Below are 22,615 nucleotides of genomic sequence, written 5' to 3'. Positions count from 1 at the left end.
TAGCGTCCGGCCCGCACCGGGCGGGAACGGGAGAGCCATGGACGAGACCGGTGAACGGCGACCGCCGACGATGGCGGACGTCGCCCAGGTGGCCGGGGTGTCGCACCAGACGGTCTCCCGGGTGCTCAGCGACCACCCGAACGTGCGCGAGGCGACCAGGGAACGGGTGCAGCGCGCCATCGCCGAACTGGGCTACCGGCCGAACTCGGCGGCCCGCACGCTGGTCACCCGGCGCAGCCGGACGATCGGGGTGGTGGCCGCGAACACCACGCTCTTCGGCCCGGCCAGCATCCTGGCGGGCCTGGAACGGGCGGCCCGCCGGGAGGACTACCTGGTGGCGTCGGTGGGCCTGGAGGAGCTGACCGAGCACGCGCTCGGCAAGGCCCTGGAACGGCTGGGCAGTTGGGGAGTGGACGGCGTGGTGGTCATGACGCCGCACCGGCACGCCGTCGCCGCGCTGGCCCGCCTCCCGCAGCCCTTCCCGGTCGTGACGGTGGAGGGCGGCCACGACCTCGACCTGCCGGGCGTGGCCGTGGACCAGGTCGGCGGGGCCCGGGCCGTCACCGAGCACCTGCTGGCACTCGGCCACACCCGGATCTGGCACGTCGCCGGGCCCGGCGAGTGGATCGAGGCCGAGGGACGGATGCAGGGCTGGCGCGCCGCGCTGGAGGCCGCCGGGCTGCCCGTCCCGGCGCAACTGGCGGGCGACTGGAGCCCGGCCTCCGGGTACGCGGCCGGCCGGACGGTGGCGGGGGCCTTCCGCCGCGGCGGACCCGCCCGGCCCACGGCGGTGTTCGCCGCCAACGACCACATGGCGCTGGGCCTGGTGCGCGCCCTGCACGAGGCCGGGGTGCGGATCCCGCAGGACATCGCGGTGGCGGGCTTCGACGACCTCCCGGAGGGCGCCTACCTCACCCCGCCGCTGACCACCGTCCGGCAGGACTTCACCTCCGTCGGCCGGGAGGGGATAGGCATGCTGCTGCGCCTGATCGACGAACCCGCCGCCCGGGTCGCCCACGTGCGCGTCCAGCCGGAGCTGGTGGTCCGGGCCAGCACCGCAGGCGTCCCCCGCCCCGGCGCGGGGCGTGCGGCGGCACTGTTCTCGGACGCGGCGGGGCCGGGGCGGTAGCCCGCGAGCGCCCCTCCCGGGGGGCGTGCGGTGCACCCTGCTGCCGCGGGCCCGGCCGCACGCCTCGGGGCGCCCCCTGTCCGGCAGTTGACCGTGTGCGGGGAGCCCGTACGTCGTGGGCCCCGGGATAGGATCCGGCCCGCGCCCGCCGTGTCGGGCCGCCCCGGACCTCCCCGCCCCGTTCCGCCCCGCGCCCGTGGCACCCGTGCGTCCGTGCGCCGGCGGCTCCGCGGGCCTCGACGACCTTCCACGACGGGAGCACACCCATGGCAGAGGCGATGCCCTTCCTGCTCGAACGCCTGCACGCGGCCGGCCTGACCGACGCCGTCGCGGCCGAACCGGCCACCGGCGGCCTCGCCGCCGTCGCGGGGATCGCGCGGCGGGCCGACGGCACGTCGGTGTTCGTCAAGGCGTTCGAGGAGCCGCCGTCGGAGGACGCCTTCGCGGCGGAGGCCGAGGGGCTCACCGCGTTGCGCGAGGCGGGCGGGGTCGCCACGCCGGAGGTCGTGCTCGCGGACCGCGACCTGCTGGTGCTGTCCGTGCTGCGGCCCCGGCCGGACAGCGCGGCCTTCTGGGAGGAGTTCGCGCACGTGCTGGCCCGGCTGCACACCGGTACGCGGCACGCCCGGTTCGGGTGGCACCGGGACAACTGGCTGGGGCGTCGTCGGCAGGTCAACACCTGGGAGGAGGACGGGTTCGAGTTCTTCGCCCGGCACCGCCTGCTGCGCTGGCTCGACGAGCGCCGCGTCCGGGAGGCGTTCGACGCCGCGGACCGGGCGGCGCTGGAGCGGCTGTGCGACCGGCTGCCCGAGCTGCTGCCGCCGCGGCCCGCCTGCCTGACGCACGGCGACCTGTGGACGCAGAACGTCATGGCCGCCCCGGACGGGCGGCCCGCGCTGATCGACCCGGCCGTGTCGTACACCTGGGCCGAGGTCGACCTGGCCCACCTGTGGACCACGGCGCCGCCGCCCGAGGCGCAGGTGTTCTTCGAGCGCTACGCCGAGCTGACCGGGCTCGACCGGGACTGGCGCACGCGGATGCCGATCCTCCAACTGCGCCAGCACCTGGCGGTGGTCGCCCAGTTCAGCCCGGACTGGGGCGCGGCCGACCTGGTGCGCGCCACGCTGGCCCCGTTCCGGCGGCGGCGCTGAGCCCACCGTGGGCCGTCGGCCGTGGTCCGACGCCTTGACACCCGTTTTGTGAGCGCTAACATTCCTATGCCGGTGCGTTCCTGATCTTCGACGCACCCCCGGTGGCCCCCGGTCCGCACTCTTGAGGGTGAGGCAGTGGACCGGGGCTCACCGCCGACAGAGCCGCTTCCCCCCGCGAGCGTCGGCGGTGTGGTGCGGTTCCGGCTCGGTGGCGTTCCGTCCGCACCTTCCCCCCGGCAACCTCGGGAACGGGTGCCCATCAGCGCCGCCGGGCCGGTTCTGCTTTTCATCTCCCTTGACCTCGGGCCGAGTTGGCCGTCCGGCCGGTCCGGGGCGGCGGGTGTCCGGTGATGTGATCGTTACCTGTCGGCGTCGACGGGAGGCTTGGCGACCCCTGTGGCAGGCCGTATGTTGTCGCAGGCAACAAACCGCGCCGGGGTTGTCTCCCCCGCCCCGTTCCCGCGCCCTTCCCCACCCGTCCGCAGTCATGCACGTCCGGCGCAGGCCGGACACGCCCCGAAAGGACCCTGCACATGCGCAAGGGGCTCCTGTTCGCCACCGCCGCCCTGTCGGCGGCCCTGCTCACCACGGCCACCGCCTGCTCCTCCTCCTCCAACTCCGGCTCCGGCGACGGCGGTTCGGCGGGCGGCAAGAAACCGAAGATCGGCGTGATCCTCCCGGACAGCAAGTCGTCCGTCCGCTGGGAGACCGCCGACCGCACCTACCTCGCGGCCGCCTTCAAGGCCGCCGGCGTGGACTACGACATCCAGAACGCCGAGGGCGACAAGCAGGCGTTCCAGACCATCGCCGACCAGATGATCACCGGCGGCGTGAACGTGCTGGTCATCGTCAACCTGGACAGCGGCACCGGCAAGGCCGTCCTCGACAAGGCCAAGGCCCAGGGCGTGGCCACCATCGACTACGACCGGCTCACCCTCGGCGGCTCCGCGCAGTACTACGTCAGCTTCGACAACACCCAGGTCGGCAAGCTCCAGGGGCAGGGCCTGACGAAGTGCCTGAGCGACATGGGCGCCAAGAACCCCGTCGTCGCCGAGCTCAACGGCTCCCCGACCGACAACAACGCCACCCTGTTCGCCAACGGCTACAACAGCGTGCTCGACCCGCTGTACGCCTCCGGCGAGTACACCAAGGGCCCCAACCAGTCGGTGCCCGACTGGGACAACGCCCAGGCGCAGACCATCTTCGAGCAGATGTACACCAGCCAGCCGAACATCAACGGCGTGCTCGCGGCCAACGACGGCCTGGCCAACTCGGCCATCGCCGTGCTGCGCAAGAACCACCGCAACGGGCAGGTCCCGATCACCGGTCAGGACGCCACCGTCCAGGGCCTGCAGAACATCCTGGCGGGCGACCAGTGCATGACCGTCTACAAGGCGGTGAAGAAGGAGGCCGACGCGGCCGCCGCCCTCGCCGTCGAACTGGCCGGCGGCAAGAAGAGCGCGCCCGCCACCACCGTGCACGACCCCACGGGCAACCGGGACGTCCCGGCGGTGCTGCTGGCCCCCGCGGCCATCTTCAAGGAGAACGTCCAGGACGTCGTCACCGACGGGTACGTCACCAAGGCGGAGCTGTGCACCGGCGAGTACGCGGATCTGTGCACCAAGGCCGGCATCAAGTAGCACCCCGCCGCGCCCGGCCGTCCGCCCCGCGCCCGGCCGCCGCCAGTGGGCCCCGTGCCGCCCCGGGCACGGGGCCCGCCCCCGCCGATCCCCAGGAGCCCCACCCATGACAGAAACGCCCCTCCTCGAACTGCGCGGGATCGACAAGCGATTCGGTCCCGTCCAGGTCCTGCACGACGTCGCGCTCACCGCCCGGGCGGGGGAGGTGACGGCCCTCGTCGGCGACAACGGCGCGGGCAAGTCGACGCTCGTCAAGTGCATCGGCGGCATCCACCCCGTCGACGCGGGCGAGTACCTCTTCGAGGGCCGACCGGTCCAGGTGCACAGCCCGCGCGACGCGGCCGCGCTCGGCGTGGAGATCGTCTACCAGGACCTCGCGCTGTGCGACAACCTCGACATCGTCCAGAACATGTTCCTGGGCCGGGAGAAGCGCCGCGGCCTGGTGCTCGACGACGCCACCATGGAGGAGATGGCCGCCGCCACCCTCAAGAGCCTGTCGGTGCGCACCGTCAAGTCCCTGCGCCAGAAGGTCTCCAGCCTCTCCGGCGGCCAGCGCCAGACCGTCGCCATCGCCAAGGCGGTGCTGTGGAACAGCAAGCTGGTGGTCCTCGACGAGCCCACCGCCGCCCTGGGCGTCGCCCAGACCGCCCAGGTCCTCGAACTCGTGCGCCGGCTGGCCGACAACGGCCTGGCCGTCGTCCTCATCTCGCACAACATGAACGACGTCTTCGCAGTCGCCGACCGGATCGCCGCGCTCCACCTCGGCCGGACGGCCGCCCAGGTCAGGGCCTCCGACGTGACGCACGCCCAGGTCGTCGAGCTGATCACCGCGGGCCGCAGCGGCGACCTCGGCCTGCAGGACACCTCCAAGGGAGCCGCCGCATGACCGCCCTCGCCTCCGAGCAGCCCGAGCAGCCCGGAAAGACCGAACAGCCCGGGAAGAACGGGACGTCGGAGAGGACCGGGGAACCGGAGAAGACCGCCAGGCCGACCGGGCCCGGCCTGGCGGAGCTCGGCCGCGGCTACCTCGACCGGATCCGCGCGGGCGAACTCGGCTCGCTGCCCGCCGTCGCGGGCCTGGTCGTCCTGTGCGTGTTCTTCTCGCTGCTGCGCCCGGTCTTCCTGTCCAACCTGAACTTCGCCAACCTGCTCACCCAGAGCGCGGGCAGCATCGCCATCGCCATGGGCCTGGTCTTCGTCCTGCTGCTGGGCGAGATCGACCTGTCGGCCGGGTACGCCAGCGGCGTCTGCGCCGCCGTCCTGGCCATCCTGCTGACCAACCACGGCTGGCCCTGGTACGGGGCGGTGGCCGCGGCCCTGCTGACCGGCGCGGTCATCGGCCTGCTGCTGGGCACCCTGGTCGCCAAGGTCGGCATCCCGTCCTTCGTGGTGACGCTGGCCGCGTTCCTCGGCTTCCAGGGCGTCGTGCTGATGCTGCTGAAGGAGGGCACGAACGTCTCGATCAAGGACCCGACCGTCCTGGCCATCGCCAACAACAACCTCAGCCCCGTCCTCGGCTGGCTGCTGCTGGCGGGCTGCGCGGTCGGCTACGCCGCCCTGCAGGTGCGCCGCAGCCGCGACCGCAGCCGCCGGGGCCTGGCCGGGACGCCGCCGGTGCTGCTCGCCGTCCGGATCGGCGCCGTCGTGGTGCTCGGCGCCGTCGCCGTCGACCTGCTCAACCAGGAGCGCAGCCGCAACGTCCTGGTCAGCTCGCTCAAGGGCGTGCCCCTGGTGGTGCCGGTGATCGGCGCCCTGCTGCTGCTGGGCACGTTCACCCTGCAGCGCACCAACTTCGGCCTGCACGTGTACGCCGTCGGCGGCAGCCCCGAGGCCGCCCGCCGGGCCGGCATCAACGTGGCGTTCATCCGGATCGCCGCCTTCGTGATCTGCTCCTGCCTGGCCGCCGTCGGCGGCGTCATCGCCGCCTCCCGCGGCAACTCGGTGGACCCCAACACCGGTGGCAGCAACGTCCTGCTGCTGGCCGTCGGCAGCGCCGTCATCGGCGGCACCAGCCTGTTCGGCGGCCGCGGCCGGGTGGTCGACGCGGTGCTCGGCGGCCTGGTCGTCGCGGTGATCCAGAACGGCATGGGTCTGATGGGGTACAGCTCGGGCGTCAAGTACGCTGTCACGGGATCGGTTCTGCTGGTGGCCGCCGGTGTGGACGCCATGTCCCGCCGCCGCACAGCCCAACGATGAGAGCCGCCCCCGATGAGAGCCGGTCCTTCCCAGGAAGAGGTCCGCCAGCACAACCTGGGCGCGCTGCTGCGCCACGTCCACTTCGAGGGGCCCACCTCGCGCACCGTCCTGGCCGCCGAGTTGGGCCTCAACCGCAGCACCATCCTGGGCCTGGTCGGTGACCTGGCGGCCGCGGGCCTGGTCCGCGAGGAGACGCCGCAGGAGACCGGCCGGGCCGGACGGCCCTCACTGGTCGTCAGCCCCGAACCCGCCCGCGCGCACGTCCTCGCGATGGACGTCGGCGTGGAGCGCCTGTCCGCCGCCCTGGTCGGGCTCGGCGGCGCCTTCCTGGACCGCCGCGCGCACCCGTGGCCCGACGGGCACCCGCAGGACCCCGGCCACGTGGCCGACCTCCTCGCGGAGTTCGCCCACCAGATGCTCGCCCGCACCCCCGCGGGCAGCGTCTGCGTCGGCGCGGCCGCGGCGGTCCGCGGCATCGTCCGCCACCCCGACGGCCTGGTCGGCCTCACCCCCAACATGGGCTGGAAGGGCGTGGACCTCGCCGGGGCGCTCGCCGACCGGCTCCGCCCGGACGTCCCGGTCCTGGTCGCCAACGAGGCCAACCTCGGCGCGCTCGCCGAGCACCGCCGCGGCACCGGCCGGGGCAGCCGCAACCTGGTCTACCTGCACGGCGAGATCGGGATCGGCGCCGGGGTGATCGCCGCGGGCGAACTCCTGCGCGGGGAGCGCGGGTACGCCGGGGAGATCGGCCACCTGACCGTCAACCCGCACCAGGGACGGCCCTGCGGCTGCGGGGCCCGCGGCTGCCTGGAGGCCGAGGCGGGCGAACGGGCCCTGCTGGAGGCCGCGGGCCGGGACGGCCGCAGCACCGGCGCCGAGGCCGTGCGGGCCGTGGTCGCCGCCGCCGACCTGGGGGACACCGCCGCACGTGCCGCCCTGCACCGGGTCGGCGACTGGCTCGGCATCGGCATCGCGAGCCTGGCCAACCTCCTCGACCCGGAGCTGGTCGTCCTCGGCGGCACCCTCCGGGACGTCTTCCTCGGCTCCGCCGCCCAGGTGCGCAGCCGGATCAACACCAACGCCCTGGCCGCCGTCCGGGAGGGGCTGCGCCTGCGGGTCAGCGAGCTCGGCGACGACACCGTGCTGATCGGCGCCGCCGAGCTGGCGTTCTCCGAACTGCTCGCCCGGCCGCTGGAGACGCTCGTCCAGCTCTCCGGGCCCGCCCGGCCCGCCCGGTCGGCCGAGGCCGCCGAGCTCTCCGGGCCCGCCGAGCTCTCCGGGGCCGCCGGGGCCGGGCCCTCCGGGCGGTAGGCGCCGCCGGACGCGGCCGGCGCGGCCGGGCGGCCGGCGCGACCGGGCGGTGAGCGCGCCCGGCGCAAGGGTACGGCCGGCCGCCGTCCCCCCGGGCGGGAGGGGACGGCGACCGGCCGTACGACGGGGGGTCAGTGCCGGGCGGTGTTGAAGGTCAGCGCCGGGCTGGCGTTCTTCACCAGGGACGCGGCCTGCTCGGGCCACCAGGCACCGGCGGCCGGGTCGACGACGCCGTACTCGGGGTCGACGGTGCCGCCGGGGATGCCGCGGTTGCACTGGCCGTCGGACTGGCCCACGGTCTTGATCCACAGGAAGGCGTCGGCGAGCGGCACGCCGGTGTTCGCGGTCGGACGGTCGCCGATCCCGCTGCCGGGCGCGTTGCACCAGGTCTGCGGGTCGCCGCTGTACTTGCCGACCGGGGGCTTCCAGTCGCCGCGGCCGTTGCGGCTGGTGTCGACCACGAAGTGGGCGAGCTCACCGGCGGACGGGCTGCCGACGTTCTGCTGGAACCACTGGTCGGTCCAGTGCCAGGTGGACGGGTCCTCCACGTCGACCGCGCCGCCCGGCTGCCCGTCGTTCGGCGCCGCGGGGGAGTAGTACTGGCTCGCGCACCAGTCGGCGTGGCCCCGGGCCCAGTCCGGGCCCTTGGTGGCGAACCACACGCACTGCGAGACCCAGGTGCCGTAGCGGGTGGCCCGGTCGGTGGCGAAGTAGTTGGAGACGTTCAGCGAGAAGCCCTGGGCGCGCTCGACGCCCGCGTCGATCAGGCGCTGCGCCGCGTTGCCGACGCTCTGCCAGTGGCTGTTGCCCGCGTCCAGGTAGACCACGCTGTTCGGCTGCCGCTCCAGCGCGTCGATCGCGTGGTTGAGGTCGGCGAGCCGGCCCGCGGTCTGCTCGCCGGTCGGGTCCGCGCCGGGGGCGCAGTCGGCCGGGAGGTTGGCCAGCCCGTCCGGCTCCAGCACGACCACGGCCTTGCTGGTGCCCAGCCCCCGGGCGAACGCGTCGATCCAGGCCCGGTACTCGGCGTCCGACTGGGCGCCGCCGGCGGAGTACTGGGAGCAGTCCCGCAGCGGGATGTCGTACGCGACCAGCACGGGCACCGCCTTGGCGCGCCCGGCGCGCCGCACCAGGTCGCGGACCTGGGCCTCGACCTCGGCCGGGGTGCCGCCGGTGAACCACGCGGCCTCGGGCCAACTGGCCAGCTTCGCCATGTCCCTGGCGCCGGCGAGGTCGTGGTGCTTCAGGTCGGTGAGCGCCTGGCGGGTCGCGTCGCTGTCGGGGTCGACGTAGAACACGGTGTCCGGGGCGAGCGTGTGGGACGCCGGGGCCGGGTGCGGTGCGGCGGCGGCCGGGACGGCGCCGCCGATCAGCAGCGCCAGGGCGCCCGCCGGGAGGGCGGCGCGGTGCAGGGGAATGCGCACGGTGTTCCTTCGATGGGTGGGTGTCGGGTGGTGGCGGGACCGGGGGAGCGGCTCCCCGGGCCCGCCCGGTGGTGCGGTGGGCGTCCGGCGCGGTGACGGGGCGTCAGTAGCCGTAGATCATCTTGTAGGCGACCTCCGGCAGGAACTGCCCCGCCGAGGAGCCCGCGCCGACGCCGCAGTTGCCGTCGGACTCGCCCGGCTCCTTGATCCACAGCAGCATCTCGGCGCCGCCGCCGGTCCGGGTGGGCGTGCCGATCCGGCGCCCGGCCGGGTTGCACCACTGGCCGTTGGAACCGTTGCCGTTGCGGCTGGTGTCGATCACGTACGGCTTGGTGTAGCCGTACGCGGCGAGCGCGCTGTTGACGGCGTTGCCGTAGGCGGTGTTCTGGCTGGTGGTGAAGTAGTTGGAGACGTTCAGCGAGAAGCCGTGGGCCCCGCTGACCCCGGCGGCGGCGAGGTGCTGCGCCATGGTGGCGGCGCTGATCCAGCCGGGGTTGCCGGCGTCGAGGTAGACCCAGGTGTTGGGGGCCTTGGCGTTGAACTGCGCGATGGCGTTCTTCAGCATGGCGTTGCGGTCGGAGACCTGGGCGGGCGTCAGGCAGCTCTGGTCGCCGAGCGCGTCGGGCTCGAGGACGACCACCGCCGGGCGGTTGCCGATGCCGCTGGCGAAGGCGGCGATCCAGGTGTCGTACGCGGCGCGGCTGCCCGCGCCGCCGCCGGACTGGCCGCCGCAGACGTCCCGGTTGGGGATGTTGTAGGCGACCAGGACGGGCAGCTTGTCGTAGGCGTCGGCGCGGCCGACGTACGCGCCGGTGGCCGCCCCGATGTCGCCGCTCCAGTTGCCGAACCAGCGCGCCGCGGGGGTGTTGGCGATGTTGGCGCGGATCGCGGCGGCGCGGCCGTCGCCGGGGTTGGCGTTGGCCCAGCGCAGCGCGGAGTTGTCCGGGTCGACGTAGAAACCGCTGGTCATGGTGGTGGGGTCGGCCGCGTAGGCCGGGCCGGCGTCGGTCAGGGCGAGGCCGGCGGCGAGCAGGCCGGCCAGGACTGCGGCTGCCGCTCGGGTGGGCTTGCGCACGGTTCTTCCTCCGATGGGTGGGGCGGGGAAGTGGAAGCGCTTCCAGTTTTTCGCGAATCACATCGCGTGAGGGGATGATTGGGCGCGGAGGGGAGCCGTGTCAATACTTCCTGCACCAGCTCCGTCGGGCCGCCGTGCTTCGACCCCTGTCGGGACTTGATGGTCGGGGTACGCTGGAAGCGCTACCAGTTTCCCTCGCCCAGCCGGACCGGGTGCCGCTCCCCGTCGGCTCCGTGGCCGGTGAACGCCGTGGAATCATGACCCCTGTCCGACGCCCGCAGCCCGAGGAGCAGCCGTTTCCATGGAGTCGTCACCCAAGCGCATGCCCACTCTCGACGAGGTGGCCCAGCGCGCCGGCGTCTCGCGCACGGCGGCCTCCCGGGTGATCAACAACGCCCCGCACGTCAGCCGCGCCAAGCGGGAGGCGGTCGAACGCGCGGTGCGCGAACTCGGCTTCGTCCCCAACCCGACCGCACAGGCCCTGGCCAGCCGCCGGGTCGGCGCGGTGGTGCTGGCGGTCTCCAGCGACGAGCCGGGCCTGTTCGCGGACCCCTTCTTCGCCGAGGTCATCGTCGGCGTGAGCGCCGCGCTGGAGCAGACCGACCTGGAGCTGGTCCTGCTGCTGGCCAACACCCCGCGCGGGCGCGACCGCCTGGAGCGGCTGCTGCGCTCGCGCCGCGCCGACGGCGTGATGCTGATGGCGCTGCGCGGCGACGACCCGCTCGGCCGGCTCGCCGAGCAGACCGACCTCCCGGTGGTGTTCGGCGGCCTGCCGCTCACCGGCGAGCCGCGCTGGTACGTGGACGCCGACAACCGGGGCGGCGCCCGGCTGGCGGCCGAGCACTTCGTGCGGACCGGGCGCCGACGGCCCGTCATGATCACCGGCCAGCTGGACACCCAGGTCGCCGCCGCCCGCGAACAGGGCTTCACCGAAGGGCTGGCCCTGGCCGGGATCCCGCTGCTCGGCGTCGAGGCCGGTGACTTCACCGAGGACGGCGGGGCCGCGGCGATGGAGCGGCTGCTCGCGGCCCACCCCGCGCCGGACGCGCTGTTCACCGCCTCCGACGCGATGGCGATCGGCGCGCTGCGCACGCTGCGTGCGCACGGGCTGCGGGTGCCCGAGGACGTCGCGGTGATCGGCTTCAACGACCTGGCCAGCGCCCGGCACACCGCCCCGCCGCTCACCACCGTGCACCAGCCGGTGCGGTCGCTGGGGCGCGAGATGGCCAGGATGCTGGTGGGCGCCATCGAGGGGGACGACCCCAGCCCGCTGATCCTGCCGACCCGGCTGACCGTGCGCGAGTCCGCCCCGGACGTGCCGACGGGAGCCTGACCCGCCCGGAGTTCCGGCCCGGCCCCCGCCCGCCCGCGCGGCGGGAGCCGGGCCGTCGGCGTTGCCGCCCTGCCGCCCGTCCTGCCGCCCGCCGGGCAGCCCGCTCTGCCGCCCGTTCCGTCGCCCGCCGGGCTGCTTCGGTCACGACTGGAAGCGCTTCCAGTTTCATTTGTGATACGGGCTGTTCAAATCCTTGACACATACGCCTGACGAGCCAGAAACTTCCGGCAACGCCGCTGGAAGCGCTTCCGGCTCCCGGCTGGCCCCCTGATCTTCCTTATCTTCTTGCCCGCCCGCCGCACCGTTCAGACGTCGCGGCGGGTCTCCGTTCCGAATGTATGGGAGCGCTCCCACAATGACCGAGGTCCAGGACCGCAAGGCCGCCGAGGCCCATACCGACGACGTCCTCCGCTTCCCGCCCGACTTCCTCTGGGGCACCGCCACCTCGGCGTACCAGATCGAGGGCGCGGTCGCCGAGGACGGCCGGACCCCGTCGATCTGGGACACCTTCAGCCACACGCCGGGAAAGGTCAACCGCGGCGACACCGGCGACCTGGCGGTCGACCACTACCACCGCTGGCGCGAGGACGTCGCGCTGATGAAGGACCTCGGGCTGACCGCGTACCGCTTCTCGGTGGCCTGGCCCCGGGTGCAGCCGACCGGCCGCGGCCCGGCCGTCGAGCGCGGGCTCGACTTCTACCGCGCCCTGGTCGACGAGCTGCTGGCGGCCGGCATCACCCCGCTGGTCACGCTCTACCACTGGGACCTGCCGCAGCACCTGGAGGACGCCGGCGGCTGGACGGTCCGGGAGACCGCGGAGCGCTTCGGCGAGTACACCTCCCTGGTGGCCGGGGCCCTCGGCGACCGGGTGCGGCACTGGACCACGCTGAACGAGCCCTGGTGCTCGGCCTTCCTCGGCTACGGCTCCGGCGTGCACGCCCCGGGCCGCACCGACCCGGCCGAGGCGCTCAAGGCCGCCCACCACCTGAACCTGGCGCACGGCCGCGGCGTGGCCGCGCTGCGCGCCGCGCTGCCGGCCACCGCCCAGCTGTCCGTCTCGCTCAACCTGCACCAGGTGCGGCCGCTCACCGAGAGCCCGGAGGACCAGGAGGCGGTGCGCCGGATAGACGCGGTCGGCAACCGGATCTTCCTGAGCCCGGTGCTGCGCGGCCGCTACGACGCGGACCTGCAGCAGGACACCGCGCACCTGGTCGACTGGGAGAAGCTGGTGCACCCCGGCGACCTGGCGGCGATCGGCGCGCCGATCGACCAGCTCGGCCTGAACTACTACTCCCCGGCGGTGGTCTCCGGCAGCGGCGCCTCCCGCGACACCTGCCACGGCAGCAGCGACCACTCGCCGTGGCCCGGCTCGGAGCACGTGGCCTTCCACCAGCCACCCGGCGAGCTGACCGCGATGAACTGGAGCATCGACCCGACCGGCCTGCGCGACCTGGTCGACCGGATCCACCTGGAGCGCCCCGACCTGCCCGTGATCGTCACCGAGAACGGGATGGCCTGCGAGGACTACGTCACCCCCGAGGGCGTGGTGAACGACCAGGACCGGATCGCCTTCGTCCACCAGCACCTGACCGCGGTGCACCAGGCGATCGAGGCGGGCGTGCCGGTGGCGGGCTACTTCCTGTGGTCGCTGCTGGACAACTTCGAGTGGGCGTACGGCTACGCCAAGCGCTTCGGCATGGTGCACGTCGACTTCCCCACCCAGCGGCGCACCCCGAAGAACAGCGCGCACTGGTACGGCCGGGCCTGCCGCACCGGCACCGTCCCGCGCTCGCTGTCCTGACCGTGCCCCGCCCCACCGGACCCGCGGCCGCCCGGCCGCACCGCCCACCCACGCGCCAGTGGCGCCCGAGGACCCCGAAGGGAGCATCGGCATGCGGACGCTACTGCGCCGCCTCGGCTTCTACCTGCTGGCCGGCTTCGCCGCGGTGACCCTGAACTTCTTCCTGGCCCGGCTGCTGCCCGGCAGCGCCCTGCAGAACGCGCTGGCCAAACTGCGCGGCGCCAACCTCGACCCGGACGCGATCCGGGCGCTGGAGGCGCAGTACGGCACCGGCGGCGACCACAGCCTGCTGAGCCAGTACCTGACCTACCTGTCCAGCCTGCTCCACGGCGACCTGGGCCTGTCCACCTCGCAGTCCGCGCCGGTGTCCTCGATCCTGGGCGACACCCTGCCGTGGACGCTGGGCCTGGTCGGCACGGCGACCGCGCTGGCCTTCGTGATCGGCACGCTGGCCGGGATCGTCGTCGGCTGGAAGCGCAACGGGCTGCTGGACGGCCTGCTGCCCGCCGTCACCTTCTTCCAGTCCGTGCCGTACTTCATCCTGGCCTTCCTGGTGATGATGACCCTCGGCTACTTCGGCGGCTTCTTCCCCTACCAGAACGGCTACGACATCGGCCGGCACGCCCACCTGACGCCGGGCTGGAACGGACCGTTCGTCACCAGCGTGATCGAGCACGGCACGCTGCCGGCGCTGACCGTGGTGCTGGCCTCGCTGGCCGGCTGGGTGATCGGCATGCGCAACATGATGATCACCACGATGGACGAGGACTACGTCCTGGTCGCCGCCGCGAAGGGGCTCCCGCAGTGGCGGGTGGCCGCGGTGGCGGCGCGCAACGCGATCCTGCCGACCATCTCCAACTTCGCCCTGTCGATCAGCCTGGTGGTCACCGGCTCGCTGGTCACCGAGATCGTCTTCACCTACCCCGGCGTCGGCTGGCAGATCTACCAGGCCATCCTCACCGGCGACTACCCGCTCCTCCAGGGCATCCTGCTGGTCGTCGTCTTCACCGTGCTGGCCGTGAACCTGGTCGCGGACCTCGCCTACGTCGCCCTCGACCCCCGTGCCCGCAAGGAGGCCTGAGCGATGCGTGCGCTCCGCTCCCCGAAAGTGCTCGCCGGCTCGGTCCTGCTGCTGCTGCTCCTGCTGCTGGCCGTGGTCGGACCGCTGATCGCGCCGCACTCCGCCGACTGGCAGGCCGACCGCACCAGCGGTCTGCCGCTCGCCCCCTCGGGCCGGTTCTGGCTCGGCACCGACCAGCAGCAGCACGACCTGTTCTCGCGGCTGCTGAGCGGCGGCCGGGACACCCTGCTGATCTCCTTCCTCGCGGGCATGTTCGCCTGCCTGCTGTCCGTCGTGGTCGGCGTCACCGCCGGCTTCGTCGGCGGCCTGGTGGACGACCTGCTCTCGGCGCTGGCCAACATCTTCCTGGCACTGCCCGGCCTGCTGATCCTGATGGTGATCATGAAGCCGCTACCGCCCTCGGAGACCAGCAACCCGCTGCTGATCGGCTCGGTGATCGCCCTCACCGCCTGGGCCTGGGGCGCACGCGTGCTCCGGGCGCAGACCCTGGCGCTGCGCGCGGCCGACTACGTCGAGGCGGCCCGGGTGATCGGCGAACGCACCTGGCGGATCATCCTGTTCGAGGTGGTGCCGAACCTGCTGCCGATCCTGGCGTCCGCCTTCATCTTCACCGTCATCTACGGCATCGGCACCTACACCGCACTGGCCTGGCTCGGCGTCATCAGCCCCGCCTCGGTGACCTGGGGCACCGTGCTCAACGAGGCCCAGTCCTCGGGCGCCGCCGTCAACGGCTACTGGTGGTGGTACCTGCCGCCCGCGCTGGCCGTCGCGCTGGTCGGGATCGCCCTGGCCCTGGTCAACTTCGGGATCGACGAGGTGATCAACCCCAGGCTGACCTCGGCCCGCACCGGCCGGGCCCGCGGGGTGGTCTTCCGCCTCGGCCTCACCCCCGTGCTGAAGACCGCGGCACCGGAGCCCGCGGCCGCGCCGTCGAACCCCGTCCCGCTGAAGGAGGCGCAGCCGTGACCGGCGAGCCCGTCCTCGAAGTCCGCGACCTGTGCGTCGACTACGGCGTCGGCAAGGGCGGCGTGCGCGCCGTCACCGACGCCACCCTGACCCTGCGCCGCGGCGAAGTCCTCGGCCTGGCGGGCGAGTCCGGCTCCGGGAAGTCCACCCTGGCGTACGCCGTCACCAGGCTGCTGCGCGCCCCCGGCGTGATCACCGGCGGCGAGGTGCGCTTCCACGGCCCCGACGGCGTCCTCGACCTGCTGGAGGCCGACGCCGCCACGCTGCGCCGGATCCGCTGGGACCAGATCTCGGTGGTGTTCCAGAGCGCGATGCACGCGCTCAACCCGGTCGCCCGGATCGACGCCCAGCTCACCGACGCGCTCCGCGCCCACCGGGCCCAGCTGGGCCCCGCCGAACGGCGGGAGCGGGCCGTCGAACTGCTCCGCCTGGTCGGCATCGGCGAGGAGCGGCTGCGCAGCTACCCGCACGAACTGTCCGGCGGCATGCGCCAGCGCGTGATGATCGCGATGGCGCTGGCGCTGGAGCCCCGGGTCGTCATCATGGACGAACCGACCACCGCCCTGGACGTGGTGACCCAGCGGGAGATCCTGGACGAGCTGATGCAGCTCAAGGACCGCCTGGGCTTCGCGATCGTGTTCATCACCCACGACCTGTCGCTGCTGATCGAACTCGCCGACACCATCGCCATCATGTACGCCGGGCGGATCGTCGAACTCGCCGACGCCCAGCGGCTGTTCCACAGCCCGCGGCACCCGTACACGCTGGGGCTGCTGAACTCCTTCCCGGCGCTGCACGGCGAACGGGTGCGGATGGAGGGCATCCCGGGCGCCCCGCCCGCGCTCACCGCGCTGCCCGCCGGCTGCGCCTTCCACCCGCGCTGCCCGTTCGCGCTGGAGCGCTGCGCGCACGACGTCCCCCGGCTCACCGAACCCGCCGAACCCGACGGCGCACCCGCGGACCGCTCGGCCGCCTGCTGGCTGCACACCGGCGGCGAGCAGGTGCCGGAGCCGCTCGCCCGAGTCCTTGGGAGCACCCTGTGACCAGCACCGACACCGCCCGGGTGGTGCACGGCCCGAAGCGACCGGGCACCCCCGCCCTGGAGGCCCGCGGCCTCACCAAGCACTTCCCGGTCCACGGGGGACTGCGGCGCGGCCGGGTCGTGCGCGCCGTCGAGGACGTCTCGCTGGCCCTGCCGGAGGGCACGGTCACCGCCGTGGTCGGCGAGTCCGGCTCCGGCAAGTCCACCCTGTCGCGGCTGCTGACCCGCCTCATCGCCCCGACCGCGGGCGAACTGCTGCTGGACGGCGAGCCGGTCGGCGACTCGGCGCGGGCCCGGCGCGGCTACGCCGGCCAGGTCCACCTGGTGCTGCAGGACCCGTTCTCCTCGCTGAACGCCGTGCACAGCATCCGCTACCACCTGCAGCGCCCGCTCAAGCTGCACCACGGCCTGCGCGGGTCCGAACTCGACGCCCGCGCGGCGGAGTTGCTCGAACGCGTCAGCCTCACCCCGGCCGAACGCTACCTCGACAAGTTCCCGCACGAGCTGTCCGGCGGCCAGCGCCAGCGGGTCGCCATCGCCCGCGGCCTCGCCGTCCAGCCCCGGGTGCTGCTCGCCGACGAGCCGGTCTCCATGCTCGACGTCTCGATCCGCCTCGGCGTGCTCAACCTGCTCGACGAGTTGCGCGAGCGCGAACGGCTCGCCATCCTGTACGTCACCCACGACATCGCCTCGGCCCGCTACCTCGCCGACACCGTCGTGGTGATGTACGCCGGGCAGATCGTCGAGTCCGGCCCGGCCGTCCAGGTCACCGACGAGCCGGCGCACCCCTACACCCGGCTGCTGCTGAGCGCCGCCCCCGACCCGCAGCGCCGCGAACCGGTGCTGCTGCGCGGGCGCGGCGCGCCGCCCAGCCTGATCGACCCGCCGAGCGGCTGCCGCTTCCACCCGCGCTGCCCGCTCGCGATGCCGGTGTGCGCCGAGACCGCGCCGCCGGTGCGACCCGCGGCAGGCGACCAGGTCGCCGCCTGCTGGCTGCTCGACCCCGAGCGGGCACCCGGCACCACGCCCGCCTGAGCGACCGTCACCGCACCACCCGGAACCCACCCGAGAACCCCACCCCAGGAGCTCCCACTCATGCGCCGTTCCACCGCTCTCAGAGCCCTCGCCCTGGTCGCCGCCGTCGGCCTCGGCGCGACCGCCTGCACCGACTCCGGCGACTCGAAGTCCACCGACGCCGGCGCCGACCGGACCCTGGTGGTCGAGTCGGCCCCGATGCCGTCGTTCACCGAGAACTACAACCCCTTCGACGGGAACTCCTTCCTCTCGGCCCAGAACGCCCGCTCGCTGATCTTCGAGCCGCTCTTCCAGTTCAACACCCTCAAGGCCGACCAGCCGCCGATCCCGTGGCTCGCCAAGTCCTACGAGTGGTCGAACGACAACCGGACGCTCACCCTGGCCCTGCAGTCCGGCATCAACTTCAGCGACGGCAAGCCCTTCACCTCCGCGGACGTCAAGTTCACCTTCGAGATGCTGAAGGCCAACCCGGCCACCAACACCGGCGGCGCGCCGCTGCCGAGCAGCATCACCACCCCCGACGCCACCACCGTCGTGCTGACCTTCGACGGCCCGCAGAAGGCGAACTTCATCGGCATCGGCAACCAGCTGATCGTGCCCGAGCACGTCTGGTCCACCATCAGCAGCCCGGGCAACGCGGTCATCAAGGCCGACCAGGCGATCGGCACCGGCCCGTACCTGGTGGACAAGTTCACCGCGCAGAACATCACCTTCAAGGTCAACCCGGCCTTCCGCGAGAAGCCGAAGGTGCAGCACATCTCCTTCCCCGCCTACGCGACCAACGACGCCGCCACCCTGGCGCTCAACAACGGCGAGATCGACCTCACCGGCAACAACATCAACAACGTCCAGAACACCTTCGTCGGCAAGGACCCGGAACACCACCACCTGTTCCAGAGCACCGCGCCGTACTTCCCGGCGTCCAACACGGTCTCCTTGATGCTCAACAACAAGAGCACCACCTCCCCCGCGCTCGCCGACCCCGCGGTCCGCAAGGCGATCAGCGCCGGCCTCAACCGCCGCGCCTACGCGGGCCAGTGCGAGACCGACTACGCCCGTCCCGCCACCTCCTCCGGCGGCCTGCTGCTGCCGGTCGACCAGGCGATGCTGAACCCGGCGCTGGCCGACGACCTCAAGCCGGAGGCCGACGCGGCCAAGGTCGACTCGCTGCTCGGCGGGGCGGGCTGGACCAAGGACGGCAGCGGCAAGTGGACCCGCGACGGCAAGACCATCAAGTTCACCATCATCGACCCGAACTCGTTCTCCGACTACTGGTGCACCGCGCAGGCGATGGCCAAGGACCTGAACGCGCTCGGCTTCGACGTCAGCACGAACGGCGCCTTCGACTTCAACAGCTGGAACACCGCCATCACCACCGGCAACTACGAGGCGGCCATCCACTGGGGCCAGGGCGGCACCCCGTTCCAGCGCCTGCAGTACGTCCTCGACCCGAGCATGGGCGCCGAGACCGGCCAGGTCGCGGCCGGTGACTTCAGCAAGTACGACTCCCCGAAGGTCCGCGACGCCGTCAAGGCGTTCCAGAACGCGGGCGACGCCGAGGCCGAGAAGGCCGCGCTGAACACCCTCCAGCAGATCATGTCGGACGACGTCCCCGCCGTCCCGGTGTTCTACGGCGCGGCCTGGTACGAGTACAACGACACCGACTTCGTCGGCTGGCCGAACGAGAAGGACCCCTACGTCAACCCGGGCCCGAACTCCCAGGCGTACGAGTACATCATCCTGCACCTCAGCCCGCGCGGCTGATCCCGCGACGACTGCGCCCCGCCGAGCAGCTGCTCGGCGGGGCGCAACGCGTGGGGGAGGGGTCAGTGCTGCAGGGTCAGCACGCCCGGGCGCCACGGGAGCTGGTCGTAGGTGCCGGTCGCGGTCGGCGACTTGCCCTGGTAGAGCAGCTGCAGGTTGCAGGGGTCGATGGTCATGGTCTGGTCGGGGTTGTTGCGCACCAGGTCGCCGTGGCTGATGTCGTTGGTCCAGCCCGCGCCGCTGTTGGCCTTGCCCGCGAACGGGTTGGACTCGGTGGCGGCCTGCGGGGTCCACGTACCGTTCAGGCTGGTGGCGGTGAAGGAGCGGAAGTAGCGCTGCTCGGTGGCGCCCCGGGCCTCGACGATCATCAGGTACTGGTTCTGGCCCTTGACCTTGTAGACCTGCGGGGCCTCGAACAGGTTCTTCGCGGTGTCGGTCATCACCGTGGTGTACGAGGAGCCGAAGCTGCCCGGGAAGTTGCCGATCGGCATGCTCGCCCGGTAGATGCTGCCGTTGTCACCCGCGAAGAACAGGTACATGTTCTGGTCGTCGGCGATCAGCGTCTGGTCGATCGGCCCGGTGCCGGAGTTCGGGATGCTGCCGGTGAACAGCGGCTGCGGCGCGGACCAGCCGTTCGGGTTGGTCGGGTCGCTGGAGGTGCGGTAGATGAACGGCCACGCGCCCCACTGGTAGGCCAGGATCCAGATGTTCTTCGGCGCGAAGTAGAACAGGGTCGGCGCCACCGCGGACTGGCTCATCCCGGTCTGGGCGGCCGAGGCCATGTCGGACCAGTTGGTGAACGGCGCGAACGCCATCGAGCCGTACGTGGACCCGTTCACGTTCGAGGCGTACACCAGGTGCTTGCCGTTGTAGACGACGTTGGTGAAGTCCTTGACCGCGGCCCAGCCGTTGGCGGGCTGCGCCAGCGCGCCGGTCGAGGACCAGCGGTAGGTGGACGGGAGCGGGCAGGTGGTGCCGCCGGAGGACGGCGGGGGCGTGGTCGGGGTGCCCGCGGTCAGGCCGGTCCACTGCTGGTTGGTGCGGCCGTTGCAGTTCCACAGCTCCACGGCGGTGCCGTTGGCGGTGGCGCCGCCGGTGACGTCCAGGCACAGGCCGGACTCGACGCCGGTGATGCTGCCGTCGGCGTTCAGCTGCCACTTCTGGTTCGCGCCGCCGCTGCAGGCCCAGATCTGCACCCGGGTGCCCGCGGCGGTGGCGTGGTTGGGGACGTCCAGGCACTTGTTGCCGTAGACGGTCAGCTCGTTGGCGGACGTCAGCGTCCACTGCTGGTTGGTGCCGTTCCAGCAGTCGTAGATCTGCAGCAGCGCACCGTCGGTCTGGCTGCCGCCCGCCACGTCGAGGCAGCGGCCGGAGGCGACGCTCTTCAGGGCGCCGGTGCTCGCGGCCTGGGCGGCGGGGCCGGTGACGAGCATCGCCGCCAGGGCCGCCACGGTCGCGACCATCGCGGTGAGCAGCACGGACAGTCGCCGGCGGCTCGGATTTCGGCTGTGCACGGAATCTCCTCTGGGTGGGGAGGGGGATGGGACGCGGCCCGGCTGTGAGCGCTCACATCTCGTTCGCGGCAGCTCACGGCCGGGCCGTCGGAAGGAGCCGCGCCCGGTCCGGGGACCGGAGGCGGGCGCGGCTCGGCTCAGGGGCCGGGCCCGGAGGCCCGGTTCAGCGGTTCAGCGGTTCGGGGTGGTTCGGCCGGGCGCGCCGGCCCGGCTCACTTGAAGGCCCAGTGCTGGTTGGCACCGCCGTTGGAGTCCCAGATCTGGACGGGCGCGCCGTTGCCGGTCTGGCCGCCGGGGATCTCCAGCGCCTTGCCGCTGGCCACGTTGACCAGGGTGTAGGAGCCGTCGCCGTTCTTGTTGGCCCGCCAGTGCTGGTTGGCGCCGCCGTTGGCGTCCCAGACCTGCACCCGCGTCCCGTTGGCGGTCTGGCCGCCGGGCTCGTCCAGCACCCGGCCGCTGGCGGTGTTGGTCAGGGTGTAGCTGCCGTCGCTGTTCTGGGTGGCCCGCCAGTGCTGGTTGGCGGCGGTGCCGTTGGCGTCCCAGACCTGGAGCTGGGTGCCGTTGCCGTTCTGTCCGGAGGGCTCGTCCAGGACGCGCCCGGCCGCCACGTCGGTGAGCGTGTAGACGGTGCCGGAGACGATGCCGCCGCTGGGGGTGCCGCCGCCGGTGCTGCCGTTCAGCGTGTTGAGCACCGAGCCGTAGGCGGCCTTCGGGTTGCCGTTGTTGTCGAACAGCAGCGCGTTCTCGCCGGTGCGCCAGGAGTCGCTGTCGCGGATGCCCCAGACCGTGATGCCGGTGCAGCGGGGGGTGTCCAGGCAGGCCTGGACGGTGTTGGCGTACGCGCTGGCGGACGCCTGGGCGATGTCGAGCTCGGTGAGCTGGACGTCGACGCCGAGCGCGGCGAAGTTGGCCAGCGTGGTGCGGAAGCTCGCGGGGGCGCCGCCGCTGCCGAAGTGGCTCTGGAAGCCGACGCAGTCGATCGGCACGCCGCGGGCCTTGAAGTCCTTCACCATGTTGTAGACGCCCTGCGTCTTGGGGGAGGACCAGTCCTCGATGCTGTAGTCGTTGTAGCAGAGCTTGGCCGCGGGGTCGACGTTCCGCGCGGTGCGGAACGCCTCCTCGATGAAGCCGTTGCCCAGCACGTTCTGGAACACCGAACTGCGGTGCTGGCCGGTGCCGTTGTCGGCGAAGGCCTCGTTCACCACGTCCCAGGCGTAGATCTTGCCCTTGTAGTGGGACATCTCCTGGGTGATGTGGTTGTTCATCACGCTGCGCAGCGTGGTGGCGTCGCCGATCGAGCTGACCCAGCCGGGCAGCTGGCTGTGCCAGACCAGGGTGTGGCCGCGCATCCGCTGGCCGTGCGCGGTGGCGTGGTTGACGATCGAGTCGCCGGGGCCGAAGTTGAACGAGCCCCGGGACGGTTCGACCGTGTCCCACTTCATCTCGTTCTCCGGGGTGATCATGTTGAATTCCCGGTCGAGGATGGTGCTGTAGGTCGAGTCGCCGAGGCGGCCCGAGGCGACCGCGGTGCCGAAGTAGCGGCCGCTGCCGGACGCCGCCGCGCCGAGCGTGCTCGCGGCGGCCTGGGCGGTGGGCCCGGCGGTGAGGACGACGACCAGGCCGACCGCGGTGCAGGCGGCGGGGGTCAGGAGCGTGCGGAGACGGTTCTTCCCGTTGAGCCGTGGCATGACGGATCGTTCTCCTTGGGTGGGGGAGGAGAGTGCGCGCCGGGAGGCGTGGGGCCTCGCCCGGCGGTCCTGCGGCGTGTGCCCCGCCGGGGCGTTCCCGCCCGGCGGGGCACACGTGGGGCCTGGGGCGGGAGAGGCGGGTCGAGGGGAAGGGTGGGCGCCGGACCCTCGATCATGCTGTTAGCGCTAACAATTCCGGTGTCAGGGGAAACGGGCCTCTCCGGGTTCGCCCCGGTGAAATGTGGACCCAGGCGTGACGGCTTGTCAATACTCGGCACGGCAGCCGGGCGGAACCGGCGGCTCCGCCCCTGGTGGGGCGGCCCGTCCCGCGATGCGCCCGGCCTGCAACTTTCATCCCGGGCGGCCGGGGCCGAGCGGCGGAACCCCAGGTGGCGGGGGTGCCGTCGACCGGTCGGCCCCGCCGCGGGGTCGACCGGTCGGCGACAGCGGGCGTCCGCTGCGGGTAAC

Annotated in this window: 17 protein-coding genes; 13 read left to right on the top strand and 4 right to left on the bottom strand. The window is 72.9% G+C overall.

Annotation, left to right across the window (positions count from 1 at the left end):
* The first annotated feature begins 37 nt into the window (after positions 1 to 37).
* The 6 genes from QSK52_RS30535 to QSK52_RS30510 all read left to right on the top strand — a co-directional run bounded on the left by QSK52_RS30535 (position 38) and on the right by QSK52_RS30510 (position 7,427).
* Positions 38 to 1,129, top strand: a complete 1,092-nt coding sequence (locus tag QSK52_RS30535) for a LacI family DNA-binding transcriptional regulator (protein ID WP_285739448.1) — start codon at positions 38 to 40, stop codon at positions 1,127 to 1,129.
* 266 nt (positions 1,130 to 1,395) lie between these two features.
* Complete coding sequence (locus QSK52_RS30530) at positions 1,396 to 2,280, top strand: fructosamine kinase family protein (protein WP_285739447.1); 885 nt, start codon at positions 1,396 to 1,398, stop codon at positions 2,278 to 2,280.
* A gap of 533 nt (positions 2,281 to 2,813) precedes the next feature.
* Complete coding sequence (locus tag QSK52_RS30525; RefSeq protein WP_285739446.1) at positions 2,814 to 3,920, top strand: sugar ABC transporter substrate-binding protein; 1,107 nt, start codon at positions 2,814 to 2,816, stop codon at positions 3,918 to 3,920.
* Between the two features lie 106 nt (positions 3,921 to 4,026).
* On the top strand, positions 4,027 to 4,806 hold the full coding sequence (locus tag QSK52_RS30520) for an ATP-binding cassette domain-containing protein (RefSeq protein WP_285739445.1): 780 nt from the start codon (positions 4,027 to 4,029) through the stop codon (positions 4,804 to 4,806).
* Positions 4,803 to 6,116 (top strand): sugar ABC transporter permease, encoded by a 1,314-nt coding sequence (locus tag QSK52_RS30515; RefSeq protein WP_285739444.1) that lies wholly within the window; start codon positions 4,803 to 4,805, stop codon positions 6,114 to 6,116. Before QSK52_RS30520 ends, QSK52_RS30515 begins: the two co-directional genes overlap by 4 nt.
* Positions 6,117 to 6,128: 12 nt before the next feature.
* Entirely contained in the window at positions 6,129 to 7,427 is a 1,299-nt protein-coding gene (locus tag QSK52_RS30510) for an ROK family transcriptional regulator (RefSeq protein WP_285739443.1), read from the top strand.
* 131 nt (positions 7,428 to 7,558) lie between these two features.
* On the opposite strand, the gene QSK52_RS30505 is transcribed toward QSK52_RS30510, so the two are convergent.
* A complete protein-coding gene (locus QSK52_RS30505) occupies positions 7,559 to 8,848 on the bottom strand; it encodes a glycoside hydrolase family 6 protein (protein ID WP_285739442.1) in 1,290 nt (429 codons plus the stop codon).
* A gap of 103 nt (positions 8,849 to 8,951) precedes the next feature.
* Positions 8,952 to 9,923 (bottom strand): glycoside hydrolase family 6 protein, encoded by a 972-nt coding sequence (locus tag QSK52_RS30500; RefSeq protein WP_285739441.1) that lies wholly within the window; start codon positions 9,921 to 9,923, stop codon positions 8,952 to 8,954.
* A 301-nt stretch (positions 9,924 to 10,224) separates the two neighbouring features.
* Here QSK52_RS30500 and QSK52_RS30495 point away from each other — a divergent pair, with 301 nt between their 5' ends.
* The 7 genes from QSK52_RS30495 (at position 10,225) to QSK52_RS30465 (ending at position 18,945) form a co-directional block, all read left to right on the top strand.
* Positions 10,225 to 11,256, top strand: a complete 1,032-nt coding sequence (locus QSK52_RS30495; protein WP_285739440.1) for a LacI family DNA-binding transcriptional regulator — start codon at positions 10,225 to 10,227, stop codon at positions 11,254 to 11,256.
* Positions 11,257 to 11,611: 355 nt separating this feature from the next.
* Positions 11,612 to 13,057 (top strand): GH1 family beta-glucosidase, encoded by a 1,446-nt coding sequence (locus QSK52_RS30490; RefSeq protein WP_285739439.1) that lies wholly within the window; start codon positions 11,612 to 11,614, stop codon positions 13,055 to 13,057.
* A gap of 91 nt (positions 13,058 to 13,148) precedes the next feature.
* A complete protein-coding gene (locus QSK52_RS30485; protein WP_285739438.1) occupies positions 13,149 to 14,138 on the top strand; it encodes an ABC transporter permease in 990 nt (329 codons plus the stop codon).
* Positions 14,139 to 14,141: 3 nt separating this feature from the next.
* Positions 14,142 to 15,104 carry an ABC transporter permease gene (locus tag QSK52_RS30480; RefSeq protein WP_285739437.1) on the top strand — a complete coding sequence of 321 codons (963 nt, stop codon included), beginning with the start codon at positions 14,142 to 14,144 and terminating at the stop codon, positions 15,102 to 15,104.
* Positions 15,101 to 16,147 carry an ABC transporter ATP-binding protein gene (locus QSK52_RS30475; protein ID WP_285739436.1) on the top strand — a complete coding sequence of 349 codons (1,047 nt, stop codon included), beginning with the start codon at positions 15,101 to 15,103 and terminating at the stop codon, positions 16,145 to 16,147. Before QSK52_RS30480 ends, QSK52_RS30475 begins: the two co-directional genes overlap by 4 nt.
* On the top strand, positions 16,144 to 17,181 hold the full coding sequence (locus QSK52_RS30470; RefSeq protein WP_285739435.1) for an ABC transporter ATP-binding protein: 1,038 nt from the start codon (positions 16,144 to 16,146) through the stop codon (positions 17,179 to 17,181). Before QSK52_RS30475 ends, QSK52_RS30470 begins: the two co-directional genes overlap by 4 nt.
* A 60-nt stretch (positions 17,182 to 17,241) precedes the next feature.
* Complete coding sequence (locus tag QSK52_RS30465) at positions 17,242 to 18,945, top strand: ABC transporter substrate-binding protein (protein ID WP_285739434.1); 1,704 nt, start codon at positions 17,242 to 17,244, stop codon at positions 18,943 to 18,945.
* Positions 18,946 to 19,007: 62 nt separating this feature from the next.
* Here the strand turns inward: QSK52_RS30465 and QSK52_RS30460 are convergent, their stop codons facing one another.
* Both QSK52_RS30460 and QSK52_RS30455 read right to left on the bottom strand, forming a co-directional pair.
* Positions 19,008 to 20,408 (bottom strand): non-reducing end alpha-L-arabinofuranosidase family hydrolase, encoded by a 1,401-nt coding sequence (locus QSK52_RS30460; protein WP_285739469.1) that lies wholly within the window; start codon positions 20,406 to 20,408, stop codon positions 19,008 to 19,010.
* A gap of 263 nt (positions 20,409 to 20,671) precedes the next feature.
* Positions 20,672 to 22,147: an endo-1,4-beta-xylanase gene (locus QSK52_RS30455; RefSeq protein WP_352230326.1), complete on the bottom strand. Its 1,476-nt coding sequence runs from the start codon at positions 22,145 to 22,147 to the stop codon at positions 20,672 to 20,674.
* Positions 22,148 to 22,615: the final 468 nt, after the last annotated feature.

Origin of the sequence: Kitasatospora phosalacinea, assembly GCF_030268885.1 — a bacterium.
In the GTDB taxonomy this organism is placed as follows: domain Bacteria; phylum Actinomycetota; class Actinomycetes; order Streptomycetales; family Streptomycetaceae; genus Kitasatospora; species Kitasatospora phosalacinea_C.
This window is presented reverse-complemented; position numbering and strand designations above follow the sequence as displayed.